Origin of the sequence: Thermogemmatispora sp., assembly GCF_019683635.1 — a bacterium.
Taxonomy (GTDB): Bacteria; Chloroflexota; Ktedonobacteria; order Ktedonobacterales; family Ktedonobacteraceae; genus Thermogemmatispora.
The window spans coordinates 1-13,227 of the sequence record NZ_JADGIA010000040.1 but is presented as its reverse complement, the minus strand read 5'-3'; the positions used below and the strand labels follow the sequence as shown (position 1 = coordinate 13,227).

Here is a 13,227-nt window from a genome sequence, read left to right as displayed (position 1 = left end):
ATGAGCAGTAAGATGAGGCATACAGCACTATCAGACCTGTAGTCACCCAGATGGCGCGACTGTCCTCGGATCTCCGCCCCTGTAAGGAGTATCTGTATGTCTTTCCAGGTCTTCATCAAAACAGAGAAATCCCTGCATCAACTGGCCAGTGAGATAGGCACGCATCTTTCCTTGCCTCCTTTCAAGCGGCAGCGGACCCGCGACGCGCTCTATTACCAATTTGAAATGTTAGGCATGCTAGTCATACTTCATTATCTTGAAGAAGAAGATCGAGCACCAGAAGTCCTAAATTATCCCTATGTTTTCACGCTGGAGCTGACTTTCACAGAGCATGATCTCGACACCGACGATCTGGAGTATCGCCTGCAGCCTTACTATGCCCGCCTACTCAGCTTTCATCTAGGAGTAGAGACAGCCTATCACGAGAAGCAACGGATCAACCAGCGCTGGCGCATCCGCTATCATTTCTGCCGTAAAAATCCCAACTGGAAGGAAGACATTCTATACGGCGAGCCAGGCTGGCAGCCGGCGGTCATCGAGGAGCCGCCGAGCGAGTGGCGCAACCAGCTCGTACCCTGGTGAGTCAGATCAAACGTGCCGCGCTCCTGGCCAGCTTTCGGCCAACCAGCCAGTCTGGCGACAAACGCCCGCCTTACTCTCTCTGCTCTGCTCGCTCCGGTGTTATGAAAGTCAGGTTCATCGGCACGCTGCCCTAGCCCCTTGTCTAAGCGGCCTGATCATGTTACAGTTTTTATCGAGAGCGGTTGCTGCCGCTGCCGCATTTCAGTGATGTCAAAACCGCGAGCGTGAGAGTGCAACCTCGCGCCAGCGCATCAGTACGTGAGTGAGTACTCCCCAGTCAGTACCGGGGCGATCGCAGAGGATCACCCTGGTGGGACGGAGTGAGTCCATGCTCCCCAAAGTAACGAAAGGCAGGCTATGACTAGTAGCATTGTCGAGGCAGCTATCGGCACAGAACTTCCCCCACTGGCGAAGCCGCCGGTTACCCGCGAACAGCTCCGCCGCTATGCTGAAGCTTCCGGCGATTACAACCCCATTCACCTGGACGACGAGGCCGCCCGCCGCGTTGGGCTTGATGGGGTCATCGCTCATGGGATGCTCAGCATGGCCTTCCTCGGCCAATTTATCGAGCAGCAGATCGCCGCCTATCCCGAGGCTCTGCTTGCCCACCTCAAGGTTCGCTTCGCCAGCATGGTGCGTCCGGGCGATGTCTTGACCTGTCGCGGTCGAGTCACAGCGCGTAGCCGCGAGCCTGATGGGCATGAGCGGATCACTATCGAGTGTTGGGCTGAGAACCAGCACGGCGAGCGAGTGACGAGCGGCGAAGCCGTCGTCTCTTTGCCGTCCGCCTGAGAGAGTGACTGTGCATCGGTCGACTAACAAGGAGGTTTGCGCATGGTCGAAGCCAGGAACATCAGGGACATCGCTGACCTGCGGCTTCAGTACGACCTGGCGATCTACAACTGCCAGCGCTTTGGCACCTATGAGGCCCTGGTCTATGAGGACTCTCAGCTGGCTGAGCCCCGCCGCTATACCAACGTGGGAATCGCCCGCGAGGCCGTGCAGCTGGCCGCCGGCCTGCGCGCGCTCGGCATACAGACTGGCGACCGTGTGATGGTGATGATCCCGAACTGCCCGGAGGTCATTATCTCCTACCAGGCCATTGCACGCGCCGGCGCCATCGTCATCCCTGTCCTTCCTCTCCTCAAGCCACCCGAGGTGCAGTACATTGCCCAGAACTCGGGGGCCCGCCTGCTGATCACCAGCCCGCTCCTGCTCCCGCTCCACGGGGCCACCCTGGCCCAGGTACCTACTCTGGAACAGATCGTCTGCGTCGGCGATCCGGCAGCCGCTGGGGGCGGGGGATCTCTCCCAGAGGGGAGACCGCAGGTCCACGCTTACCAGGATGTCCTCGCCCGCGGCGCAGAGTATGCCGATTATTACCTGAGCGACCTGCCCGGTATCAACCTGACCCCCGATGACACCGCCGTCATCCTCTATACCTCCGGCACCACGGGCCGCCCCAAAGGTGTCATGCTCTCCCATCGCAACCTCGTCGCCAATGCCGTCAGCGGACGTGGCGTTGGAGGCGATGAGGACCCAAGCGCCGCCGAGAGCCAGGGTGAAACGCATTTGGCCATCCTACCTCTGGCCCATGCCTTTGGTCTGGTGGCTTCCAATGTGGCCTACCTGAATGGCGCGCGCATCGTCATGCTGCCACGCTTCGAGACCACTGCCGTCTTCTCCGCGATCGAACGCTATCGCGTCTCCGGTTTCGCCGGCGTCCCCGCCATGTTCGTGGCCCTGCTCTACAGTCCCGATGCCGACAAGTACGACACCAGCAGCCTGCAGTACTGCGTCAGTGGCTCAGCTCCTTTGCCGGTGGCTGTGCTGGAAGCCTTCGAAAAGAAATTCGGCTGTCGCATCCTCGAAGGCTACGGCCTCTCGGAAGCCACTGCCGCTCTCACAGGTCACAATCGCGAGATGCCGCGCAAGCCAGGCTCGGTCGGTAAGCCACTGCCAGGCGTCGAGATCCGCATCGTCGATGAGAACGACCAGGATGTGCCGGTGGGAGAGGTGGGCGAGATCATCGCCCGTGGCCCTAATGTCATGCAACAGTACTATAATCTGCCCGAGGAGACCGCAGCGACCATGCGCAATGGCTGGCTCCATACCGGCGACATGGGGCGCAGGGATGAGGACGGCTACATCTACGTGGTGGAGCGCAAGAAGGACCTGATTATTCGCGGCGGCTTTAACATCTATCCGCGTGATGTCGAGGAGGTTCTCAACCGCCATCCCGCGGTCATTGAGTCCGCTGTGGTCGGCATCCCCTCTGAGCGCATGGGCGAGGAGGTCAAGGCCTTCGTGGTTACGCGCGAGCCAGTCGACGCCGAGGCCCTCAAAGCCTTCTGCCGCGAATACCTGGCCAATTACAAAACTCCGAGCGAGATCGAGTTTGTGGACTCGCTGCCGCGTAACCTGGTGGGCAAGATCGATAAGAAGGAGCTGAGGAGGCGTTATGTCCAACAGCCCTCATAACAATAGCAACCCGTTGGAGACTGCCCCCCTCGCCCAGCTGCAGGGGACGCCGATTGATGCGGTGCTCAACATCATCGACCAGGGGCTGGTGCACCTGCCCAGCTACCGCGAGCTGTATTATCGCTGGGAGCGCCAGCAGTGGCAGGCACAGGAGCTGGATTTCAGCTATGACCAGCAGCAGTGGCAGTCCATGCCTCCCGAGGAGCGGCAGGCACGCATGTATGGCCTCTCGGCCTTTTTCAAGGGGGAAGAGTGCGTCACCAACACTCTGGCGCCCTATGTGGTAGCCATGCCCGAGGAGGAGATGCGGCTCTTCTTGACTACCCAGCTCGTCGACGAGGCCCGTCATACGGTCTTCTTTGACCGCTTCTTCCGCGAGGTGCTGGGCGTGGAGCAGGAGAGCCTCGACGGTGCCTTGCAGGTGGCCGTCGGATATATGAATGAGCACTTGCGCACTATTCTGATCGAGGCGCTGGCGGAGATCGCCGAGCGTATTCGCCAGGAGCCGGGCCAGCTTGCCCACTTGATCGAAGGGGTGACGCTCTACCACATCATCGTCGAGGGCACAATGGCCCTGGCTGGCCAGCGCTCTATTCTGGAGACCTATCGGCAATTCAATCTCTTCCCCGCTTTCCGCGCCGGCTTCACGGCGGTGGCCCGCGACGAGTCGCGCCATGTGCTCTTCGGCGTCAAGTTTCTGCGCGACATGATCCAGCAGGACCACGAGCGCGCTCAGATTGTCTACGCTGCCGTTCAGAAGTATCTGCCAACCGCTCTGGCTGGTATCACTCCCCCAGAGCGCGAGATTCCGCAGTACCTGGCGGCCCGCGTCGATCCGTGGCAGACTCCGCGCTACGCCATAGAGTCGCTCCGCAAGAAGCTCAAGGGCATTGGGCTAAGCATGGAGCTACCCAGCGTGCCACCGCCGCCCGTCTTTCAGGCATAGGGAAGCAGAAAGAGATGCTCCGATTGATCCCCCACCTCTAAGTCAGAGGTAGGAGAGGGTCTTGCGCAGGCTGATCAAGAGAGCAACAGGGCCGGGCAGCGTCAATAATCTGTCCCGTCTGGCCCACGCGCTGTTCTTGCTTTCAGCCTGCGCGGGCGGTGGCGCTCGACCTCTCTGGTCAGTTTCTCAACTCGCCTGAGTCACTGAACTGAGCTGAGCTGAGCTGAGCTGAACTGAACTGTCTCGGTCGCTCGCGTCTGAGGAGTATGCTACTAATGAGCAAGCAGGCTCATCGCAAGAAGAAGGAGGGAAAGAGATGATCACGGCCCTGGTGTTGATGAACGTCGAACGAGGACAAATCAACGAGACCGCGCAGCGCTTGCTGGAGATTTCCGGCGTAGCCGAGGTCTACTCGGTGACCGGCGATTACGACCTGGTGGCGCTGCTGCGCCTGCCTCGCTATGAGGATCTGGCCGAAGTGGTGACGGGGAAGATGACCGCCATTCCAACGATTCGCCGCACCCACACCCTGATGGCCTTTCAATGCTACTCGCGGGCCGATCTGCAACAGGCGTGGGACCTCGGCGTCGAATAGCAGGCGAGACGAGCGCCACGCTCACGCTCGCCACCAGGCCGCGCCGGCTGCTCTCTCAACTCAGATGGGCATCCCTTGCTTGCCCAGCTCGCCACGAATGTGGGCGATCTCACCGAGATGAGTAAAGCAATGCGTCAGGCAGATCTGGCCAATCGCCAGGATAGCCGGCATCTCGCCAAGGGGCTTGACCTTCACAATGCGCGCAGCCAGCTCAGCCCCGCCGTCCTCGACAGCCGCCAGATAGTCTTCAAACTCCTGCCAAACGCGGCCCGCGTATTGCAGAAACAAAGCCGGGTCAGCGATCCGAAACTGCCGCGCTTCCTCAGTACTCATGCCAGTGCCCTGAACGCGCGGCGGCAAGCCCAGACGCGCAGGCCACTCCTCCTCGTTCCAGATCGGTTGCCGGCCCTGCAAAATAAAGCGCAAAATATTATCTTCCGTGCGCACACAGTGCCAGACCAGAAATGCAATCGTATTGACCCGCCCTGGCCCCTGATAGTGCCACTCCTCTACGCTGAGATCGCTCACACTCGCGTGCATCCATTCGTGCAAGCGACGCTGCTCTCGTCGGAAGAAATCGATAATATTCATGGCAAGAGGGTTCCCCTTTCTGTCCTTCCCCCGACCTGGTTCTCCGCTCCATTGCGGGCTGGGCTGCTGGCCGCCGAAGACCCCAGGTCGAGTCAAGCCAACCTCAGCGCCGGCTAGCTTCCTGGCCTTGTGCCCGTCTCCCTGGACAAGTCCGCAGCGAGCAAAGAAAAGACGGCGCGCTTTCAGGAGCTATTGTACACGCCGTCGTTGCACTGTACCATGTTGCTGGCTAACATCTCTCGCCGCCGCAGGAAGCCATCCCGCGGCAGGCAGCCAGATGGCTCGATCACGGTTGCGCTGCTCCTTTTTGCCGCCCGTCTGGTCGGTTTGGTTATGCGCTTTGCTGGATCGGCGAGCCTAGCGTGAAAGCAGCTCACCGACCGCCACTCTCTCGGTCAGCAGAGGAGAGGAGGAGGAAAGCGTCTCGTTCTCGACCAGCTTATAGTCTCCCGAGATCTCTTCCAGCGAGCGACCGCTGGGTTCGGGAAGTGTGAGCAGAGTCAGGACCAGGCCAGCCACCGAGATAATGGCCGTGAAGGTCATCACGCCCGGCAGATGGAAGCTACTGAGCAGGAAGGGGAAAATCAAGGCACCGATAAAGGCGCCTACCTTGCCCAGGGCTGCCGCAATACCATGCGCGGTGGAGCGGACCATCACCGGGAAGATCTCAGCAGGATAGACAAAGGTGGTCACATTGGGGCCGAATTCGGTGAAGAAGTAGCTCACACCGTAGACCAGCAGGAACGGCAGCGTGAACTGAGTCAAGGCCGGAAACACTGCCAGCAGCCCATAGGCCAGGGCCATCATAGCAAAGCCAACACACTGAATCCACCTGCGCCCCAGGCGATCAATGGTCAGTGCTGCCACAATATAGCCGGGGAAAGCGGCCACCAGGAAGACTAGCAGCGTATAGACCATGTTGAGCAACAGGCTTGAGTGGGCATTGAGCGCCTTCAACACCAGCGGGCTGGAGATGGTCGTGCCATAGTAGGCGATATCGAGCAGCAACCAGGAGCCAGCGGTACCAATCAGCCAGCGCAGGTAAGGGGCGCGCCAGAGCAGTGGAAGCCAGGAGCGTTTTGTGCTTTTGGCCGGCTCAGACGGGGCGGTCCGAGCCTGCGGCTGAGTCGAGGACGAGGGACGAGCGCCGTTGTGTATATGGCCATTCTGGCCCGTCACCTGGCCGATCGTTGCCGCAGCGGCCTCCAGGTCGCCCTGCATCATCAAAGCAAAGCGGGGCGTCTCAGCGATCTGGCGGCGCAGATAGAAGGTAGCCAGCGCGGGCACAGCGCCCAGAGCCAGCATAATGCGCCAGGTCAGGTCGTGGTCCAGTCCGGCCAGCAGGAGTGCAATAGCCACGAGGGGACCCAGGATCAGACCGACCCCCTGCATGGCAAAGACCATCGTCACCAGCTTACCACGATCACGCCGGTTAGCATACTCGCTCATCAAGGTTGCGCTCAGGGGATAATCGCCACCGATCCCCAGGCCCAGGATGAAGCGAAAGATGACCAGCCAGATCACGTTGGGCGCCAGCGCTGAAGCCAGGGCCCCTGCTGCCAGCACCAGCAGTGTGAAGCCGTAGATCGAGCGCCGTCCCACAAAGTCGGCAAGACGCCCGAAGATCATTGAGCCGAGGGCCGCAGCGATCAGCGAGGTGCTGCCAACGAGAGAAATCTCAAAATTGCCGAGATGCCAGAGGGGCGTCAGGATCGCGAGGACAACACCAATAATAAACAGGTCATAGGCATCAGTGAAGAAGCCCATGCCTGAGGTGATCATCGCTTTCCAGTGGAAGCCCGACAGACTACTGTTGTCAAGGGCATGTAAGACAGATTTACGCGCTTCAATAGCACTATCCACGGCTACAATCCGGGATGGCTCTCCGCCATCAACCATATGTGTTGTGTCTCCTTGCTTCAGGGACATGTTCGCGACTCAAACCAGTTCTAGCAGAATCGTAGCGCGTCAATGTTATGGTTTTGTTAAAGAAGCTTTAAGGCTGGTTAACAAACGAGGCCACGCGCTACGCCTGCTCCCCGTGCCTGTTCCATAGAATCTTGCTGGAGGAGGGCGCCGGGGAGCCACCACATCGCTTTGACAGGCCCGCTCGCAGGAGCAAGACGCCTATCTGACTGGTTTGGTTTGCTGCATTCTTTTTCCCTTTCTTCCATTACATTACAACACGGGCCAACCGCCCGATCATGCCCGCTCCTCGGCTAGCAGCGACCCCGACTCCCCAGGAGGCCAGGATCGACCGGGCCAGCCAGGAAGACAACCCAGGCACCTGCCGGGTCGGGTGAAGGTCGCCACCAGAGCAAGCCCCTATTCCATACCGCGGAGGTGACAGGTATCGTTGTAAGCAAGCAGGTGCCAGCAGGCATGTTCTCTTGGGAATGAAGCACCATAGTACCAATGAGTAATAGAGGTATTCTCTGTATGGAAGCGTACAGAGGGGATGGAAAAAGAGCTGAGGCCAAAGAAGTAGATAAACGAGCCATCGATCACACCGCCGTGGCAGACCACCACGATAGTTTTATCGGCGTATTCGTGGGTAATGCGCTGAAGGGCACGCCCGACGCGGAGCATGAACTCTGGCCAGCTTTCGCCCTCTGGTGCGCCTGGTCGGAAAGGATTCTGCTCAAAATCGGGGGGTCCAAAACGCGCAACAAACTCCTCCTCGCTCAATCCGGCGGCCTGTCCTTCGTGCATCTCCTGCACCTCGTCATCAGGGATAATAGGGAGGCCCAGAGCTGGTGCAATAATCTCAGCGGTCTGATAGGCACGGCGCAAGGTACTGGAGATTAGCACATCGGCAGCGATCTCACCTGTAGCCAGGCGATCGCGCAGGCGTTCAGCCTGCCTGATGCCTCGCGGAGTGAGGTCCAGATCACCGAAACGGTGCTGAACAGCGTTGAGTGCCTCCGCATGCCGGATCAGATAGAGATGAGTCATAAGCAGGGTCTCCTTTACTCTTTTCTCAAGAAGATGGGTCAGGGGTCGGCACTGAGCCACAAGCAGAAGCATGCTGGAGCGAAGCGAGCAACTGATCATGAGTGAGACAGGCCGACAACAGATCAGCCTGCTCGTTCGTTGGTCGTGCCAGGCAGACTTATGCAGTCAGTCCTGTCCGCCTCTTTCCTTCTCTCATGCTACCATCTCTAAAAGTAGCCGCACAACCCTGGGGTTAGCAAGCGTCGGCTGGCAGTCGGAGCTGGCAGTCGGAGATGAACAGTATAGTATAATGGAGTGATTCAGAGTGATGCCTTCCAACCTTAGCCAGCCAGAGAGACGAGGATGGAGAAGAACCGTGGCGCGCAAGATTCTCGTTGTAGACGATGAGGAGGTTCTGGTCGAAACCATCGCCTACAACCTGGAGCAGGCCGGTTACCAGGTGATTACAGCGGCAGATGGTTACAGCGCCCTGGAAGCGGCTCGCAGCGAGCGCCCTGACGTCATTCTGCTCGACATCATGCTGCCAGGGCTCGATGGACTGGAAGTCTGCCGGCAGCTGCGGCGCGAGCCAGAGACCGCTACCATCCCCATCATCATGCTCACCGCCAAAGGAGACGAGATCGACAAAGTCGTCGGCCTTGAAGTGGGAGCGGACGACTACGTGACCAAGCCCTTCGGGCGTCGGGAGCTGCTGGCGCGTATTCGGGCCTTGCTGCGCCGCGTTGAGTACGGTAGCGCTTTTGACGAAGAGAGTCTTCGAGGCAGCCTCGAAGCGCCCACGCGGCCCAGGCGCGAGCTTGTAGCTGGTCCCCTGCGCATCGACCTCGACGGTCGACGCATCTTTTGTCGCGATCAAGAAATTGAGCTGCAACCCAAGCAGTTCGATCTGCTTGTCTATATGGTGCGTAACCGTGGCACAGTTCTCACTCGCGATCAGCTCCTCCACAACGTGTGGGGATACGACTATGTCGGCGACACACGCACTGTAGACGTACACGTGCGCTGGCTGCGAGAGAAGATCGAAGAAGATCCCGCCAATCCCAAGCTTATTCAGACCGTGCGTGGCGTCGGCTACTGTTTTCGTCGCTAGGAGTTGAGGAGGCTGCAGCGAGCGCGAGCGAGCGAGTGAGAACGGGGAAGAGGGTGAGCCGGGCCGAGTCTGGCAGAGTCAGCAATCCGCTCGCACTTCCATCTGCATCGACGGGAACCGATCAGAGCGGTTCCACCCTTCCCCCAGGAAGGCGCTGCATCTCCGGCTCCAGGACAGGCACTCCGCGAGCAGACGGACAGGCGGGGAGCATGCCAACCAAGACAATCCAAATTCATCGGCAGAAGGAGTTCACTATTGGACCTGTTGACCACAGCACCACTCAAGCTTTCTCCAGAAGCGCCCATCGACCTGCACATGCACACTACCTACAGCGATGGGCGCTGGACAGCCGAGCAACTGATCGACTATCTGGTGGAAGAAGGCTTCGCGCTGGTCGCCGTCACTGACCATGATCGTGTTGACACCATCAACACGGTGCGTCAGCTAGCAGCAAGCAGAGGGCTGCCGGTGCTCGCTGGTGTCGAAATGAGCACCACCTGGCGCAACCACCCAACGCACGTTCTCTGCTACGGCATCGATCCCGAAACTACTCTCTTACGCGAGGTCATTGCAGACGTCAAGCGCCGGCAGCGTGATCATGCATGCGAAGTTTACGAGACCCTCAAGAAGCGTGGCTATAACTTTCCGCGCGCCTCTGAGTTGCTTGCAGCCAGTGGAGGCGAGCCGCAGCAGCCGCGAGACAACGTCTTTCTCCTCATCGAGCACGGCTATGCCCCAGACTGGCCGCGTGCGATGGAGATCCTGCGCGAGGCAGGTCAACACAGCATTCATGCTGAGATGGCTGCGACCGTCGAGGCCGTTCAGCGTAGCGGGGGAGTGGCCCTTATCGCCCATCCAGGGCGGCGGGAGCGGGGCTTTACCTTCTACGACACCTCTCTCCTGGATGAGGTGCGGGCCGAGGTGCCGCTAGACGGTCTTGAGGTCTACCATCCCTACCATAGTCCCGAGACGATCGAGAGTTATCTCAACTACGTCAGCAAGCACGACCTCCTACTGAGCACCGGCTCGGACTCACATGGGCATGCCGGGCGCATGCCTATCAAGTATCGCGCCGAGATCAGCCGGCGTCTCCTTGAGCGTCTCGGCATCCAGGTAGGATAGAGGCGGCTGCCTCTATCCTACTCGCCATTGTGGACAATATACCAATCGGTTGAGGTCAGTCCCTGATAGGAGACCGTCTTCTTCACCACGCCCGGCGGCGGACCAGGGAACTGTTCGACCGGCTTACCCTTTTCCACCAGCAGCATCGTATCGTGCCAGATGGGGCCAGCCCCGTCGACACCAATGACATTGAGCATCGGCGAGTTATCATCGTTGCCAACCCAGACCCCCACCACCGCGTCAGGTGTATAGCCCACCGTCCAGTTATCCATGAAGTTCTCTGACGTACCCGTCTTGGCTGCTGCGGGACGGACTACGCCAGGATTGCCGGCATAACACTGCTGCTGGGTGTTGCTATAGAGGTAGAGGGCGCTGCACTTGCCGAACTCATAGGTACGGTTGTTGTTATCGCTGAGCACATTCGTGACCACAAAGGCCACCTGGCGACTAATCACCTGTTTGCCCTGGGGCACAAAGCGGTAGATCAGGCGCCCCTGCGAGTCGGTCACCGTGTCGACAGCATGCGGTGGGACGCGAACGCCACCGTTATCAAAAACGGCGTAAGCGGCGGTCATGTCCAGCAGATGGACGCCGAGCGTGCCCAGCACCATCGTGTAGTTGGGGGTACCAACATAGCTTGTGATGCCCATAGCCTCCGCCGTCTTGAGGGCCTTATCAACACCGACCTGCATCAACAGCTTGACCGCCGGAATATTGAACGAGTTCTGCAGCGCATAGCGGTAGGTGATCAGGCCGTGATAGCTCATATCATAGTTGTGAGGCGTATAGGGCGGCAGGCCGCAGCACATCTGAATGGTCAACGGGCCGTCGTAGACCGGCATGCCCGGACTGATTCCTTGGGCAAAGGCCGTGGCATAGATGAACGGCTTAAAGGCCGAACCGGGCTGGCGATAGCCCTGGGTTGCCACATCGAATTGGCCTGTATTGGGATCATTCGGGTGAATGTTGCCGATCAGGGTGCGGATGGCCCCCGTACGCGGGTCCATCACTACCACCGCAGCATCGCTCATGTGGTGGGCGGCCATCTTCTGAATCTGCTGCTGCGCGATCTTGAAGACCTGCTTCTGCAGATTGAGATCAAGTGTTGTGTGAACGATCAACCCACTGCGTGCGAGCTGGGAGACCTTCACATGCAAGACCTGGGCCAGCTCGTTGAGCGCGTAATTGATGAAGTGTGGGGCATCGGGGCTGTTCTGTACCACACCGCGGTGCAGGAAATTCGGTTGCTGCATCTCGACAATAGCAGCCCGCTCCTGCTGGGCAGTGATGTAGCCCTGAATGCGCATCTGGTGAAGCACATCCTTGGCGCGCTGGAAGGCAGCTGGCCAATTGATGAAAGGATCACGCGCGATCGGAGAGCTAGGGATGCCAGCCAGCATGGCCGACTGAGCAATGTCGAGCTGAGCCGCTGCCTTCTTGGTCGGAGTATCCTTGAGGCCGAAGTAGGTGAAAGCTGCTGCTTCGGCTCCATAGGCCTGCTCACCGTAGTAGACGGTGTTCAGGTACATGGAGAGAATCTGCTCCTTGGTATAGTATCGTGTCACCTGCGGAGCAAGAATGATTTCTTGCAGTTTTCTAACAATGGTATCTTTATTACCAACAATGGCATTTTTAATGAGCTGCTGAGTGATGGTGCTACCACCAGAGACGATGCGACCGTGGGTCAGGTCGTCGAGGGCAGCGCGCACAATACCAGTGATATCGTAGCCTGGGTTATTCCAGAAATTCTGGTCTTCGATAGCGATTTCAGCATGCTGTAGATGGATAGAGATTTGCGAGAGCGGGACCGTCGTCTGCAGCCCTTCGCTCGTCATCTGATAGATCAGATCGCCACTGGCATCATACATCTTCAGGTTATCCTTGGGAAGAATATCAGCCAAAGTGACAACCTGTTGTCCGAAGCGCTCCTGGGTAGCGCTGACTAGGCCCGCTACACCAACCAGCACGCTGGTGAGGACGACGATCACCGCCAGGGAGATCAGGGCTAGCGGCATCAGCGTCCACTGGGTGCCAATTTTCTCAGCGAGCGCGTAACGCAGATTACTGCGATGGAGGTTCTTGCGCTTATAGTGACGCCTGAGACGCCAGCCGCGAGGGTGGGTCATCAGATGGGGAGCCTCATAGTAGACCCCCACCGGAGGTTTCTCAGGGCGTTCCTCTAGCCGTTGTGCGGCAGCTGCCCGGCTATTGGCCGGCAGACGAGCAGGAAGGTGGAGTACCTCCGTTTTCTCTCCTGCCGACTCTTCTTCCAGAACCTCTATCTGCCTCTCGTCGGACATAGTCTACCCCTTCTTCTCTCTCCTGCTTGCTTGCTTGCTGCTTGCACGGCAGGGTCTGCGCTGAGGCTTCCCCTGCCTGCACTGCTTGCCGCTGATCTTGCTCCTCGGAGACAGTTCCACGCTGACCCGCGCTCTCCAAGACGGGGAGTCGCTTGAGAGTCAAGCGGGTCCTTATATCCAGGATAGCAGATAACAGAAACTGACAGTTTATCTCAATGGAGTGGATTTCACAGGAAATGCAGAATTATGTCTGCCCTTGCCGCTCTGCCCTCCGAGCAGGAGTCGCCACAAGAGCATGCCTCTACTACTGCTGTGCTTGCTTCTGGTCGTACCCTTATTCACGAACGAATGAGCGGCGCAGCCAGTCACCAGCCCCTCTCCGCGTCGTCGCCCGAGTTATACTCATATTGTAACACAGAATGTATCTTTAATTCAATTGGGGATCAGGAGTTACGGAATACTTTCTAGATTACTGCTGAGATCTATCGCCTGCATATCCCCCGAAGCGTGGCGAACCTCTATTGCTCACAGGTGATAATACGTCTATCCTTCCTGTTTCGTATCG

General features: G+C 58.8%; 11 protein-coding genes. 7 read left to right on the top strand and 4 right to left on the bottom strand.

Annotated elements, in window-relative coordinates; all coding sequences use genetic code 11:
- The first annotated feature begins 96 nt into the window (after positions 1–96).
- From IRZ31_RS06770 to IRZ31_RS06750, 5 genes are all read left to right on the top strand, one after another.
- Positions 97–582, top strand: coding sequence for a hypothetical protein (locus IRZ31_RS06770; protein WP_151727558.1), 486 nt, complete (start codon positions 97–99; stop codon positions 580–582).
- Positions 583–939: 357 nt separating this feature from the next.
- Positions 940–1,374 (top strand): MaoC/PaaZ C-terminal domain-containing protein, encoded by a 435-nt coding sequence (locus tag IRZ31_RS06765; RefSeq protein ID WP_297151416.1) that lies wholly within the window; start codon positions 940–942, stop codon positions 1,372–1,374.
- A 42-nt stretch (positions 1,375–1,416) separates the two neighbouring features.
- On the top strand, positions 1,417–3,063 hold the full coding sequence (locus IRZ31_RS06760) for a long-chain fatty acid--CoA ligase (RefSeq protein WP_297151413.1): 1,647 nt from the start codon (positions 1,417–1,419) through the stop codon (positions 3,061–3,063).
- Positions 3,044–4,009: a ribonucleotide-diphosphate reductase subunit beta gene (locus IRZ31_RS06755; protein ID WP_297151410.1), complete on the top strand. Its 966-nt coding sequence runs from the start codon at positions 3,044–3,046 to the stop codon at positions 4,007–4,009. Before IRZ31_RS06760 ends, IRZ31_RS06755 begins: the two co-directional genes overlap by 20 nt.
- A 316-nt stretch (positions 4,010–4,325) precedes the next feature.
- Positions 4,326–4,604 carry an Lrp/AsnC ligand binding domain-containing protein gene (locus tag IRZ31_RS06750; protein ID WP_297151407.1) on the top strand — a complete coding sequence of 93 codons (279 nt, stop codon included), beginning with the start codon at positions 4,326–4,328 and terminating at the stop codon, positions 4,602–4,604.
- Positions 4,605–4,664: 60 nt separating this feature from the next.
- Here the strand turns inward: IRZ31_RS06750 and IRZ31_RS06745 are convergent, their stop codons facing one another.
- The 3 genes from IRZ31_RS06745 to IRZ31_RS06735 all read right to left on the bottom strand — a co-directional run bounded on the left by IRZ31_RS06745 (position 4,665) and on the right by IRZ31_RS06735 (position 8,150).
- On the bottom strand, positions 4,665–5,195 hold the full coding sequence (locus IRZ31_RS06745) for a DinB family protein (RefSeq protein WP_297151404.1): 531 nt from the start codon (positions 5,193–5,195) through the stop codon (positions 4,665–4,667).
- A 357-nt stretch (positions 5,196–5,552) separates the two neighbouring features.
- The gene (locus IRZ31_RS06740) at positions 5,553–7,094 is read right to left on the bottom strand and encodes an MFS transporter (RefSeq protein ID WP_297151401.1); all 1,542 of its coding nucleotides are present in this window, start codon (positions 7,092–7,094) and stop codon (positions 5,553–5,555) included.
- Positions 7,095–7,520: 426 nt separating this feature from the next.
- Entirely contained in the window at positions 7,521–8,150 is a 630-nt protein-coding gene (locus IRZ31_RS06735; RefSeq protein WP_297151398.1) for a histidine phosphatase family protein, read from the bottom strand.
- Positions 8,151–8,505: 355 nt separating this feature from the next.
- Between IRZ31_RS06735 and IRZ31_RS06730 the strand changes: the two genes are divergently transcribed.
- Together IRZ31_RS06730 and IRZ31_RS06725 are read left to right on the top strand one after the other, a co-directional pair.
- A complete protein-coding gene (locus IRZ31_RS06730) occupies positions 8,506–9,240 on the top strand; it encodes a response regulator transcription factor (RefSeq protein WP_297151395.1) in 735 nt (244 codons plus the stop codon).
- A 255-nt stretch (positions 9,241–9,495) separates the two neighbouring features.
- On the top strand, positions 9,496–10,362 hold the full coding sequence (locus IRZ31_RS06725) for a PHP domain-containing protein (RefSeq protein WP_297151392.1): 867 nt from the start codon (positions 9,496–9,498) through the stop codon (positions 10,360–10,362).
- Between the two features lie 17 nt (positions 10,363–10,379).
- Here the strand turns inward: IRZ31_RS06725 and IRZ31_RS06720 are convergent, their stop codons facing one another.
- Positions 10,380–12,662, bottom strand: coding sequence for a transglycosylase domain-containing protein (locus tag IRZ31_RS06720; RefSeq protein ID WP_297151388.1), 2,283 nt, complete (start codon positions 12,660–12,662; stop codon positions 10,380–10,382).
- Between the last annotated feature and the right edge of the window lie 565 nt (positions 12,663–13,227).

Coding starts and splice junctions, on each gene's coding strand:
- IRZ31_RS06770 (WP_151727558.1), top strand. CDS start 97: ATGTCTTTCCAGGTCTTCATCAAAACAGAGAAATCCCTGCATCAACTG.
- IRZ31_RS06765 (WP_297151416.1), top strand. CDS start 940: ATGACTAGTAGCATTGTCGAGGCAGCTATCGGCACAGAACTTCCCCCA.
- IRZ31_RS06760 (WP_297151413.1), top strand. CDS start 1,417: ATGGTCGAAGCCAGGAACATCAGGGACATCGCTGACCTGCGGCTTCAG.
- IRZ31_RS06755 (WP_297151410.1), top strand. CDS start 3,044: ATGTCCAACAGCCCTCATAACAATAGCAACCCGTTGGAGACTGCCCCC.
- IRZ31_RS06750 (WP_297151407.1), top strand. CDS start 4,326: ATGATCACGGCCCTGGTGTTGATGAACGTCGAACGAGGACAAATCAAC.
- IRZ31_RS06745 (WP_297151404.1), bottom strand. CDS start 5,195: ATGAATATTATCGATTTCTTCCGACGAGAGCAGCGTCGCTTGCACGAA.
- IRZ31_RS06740 (WP_297151401.1), bottom strand. CDS start 7,094: ATGGTTGATGGCGGAGAGCCATCCCGGATTGTAGCCGTGGATAGTGCT.
- IRZ31_RS06735 (WP_297151398.1), bottom strand. CDS start 8,150: ATGACTCATCTCTATCTGATCCGGCATGCGGAGGCACTCAACGCTGTT.
- IRZ31_RS06720 (WP_297151388.1), bottom strand. CDS start 12,662: ATGTCCGACGAGAGGCAGATAGAGGTTCTGGAAGAAGAGTCGGCAGGA.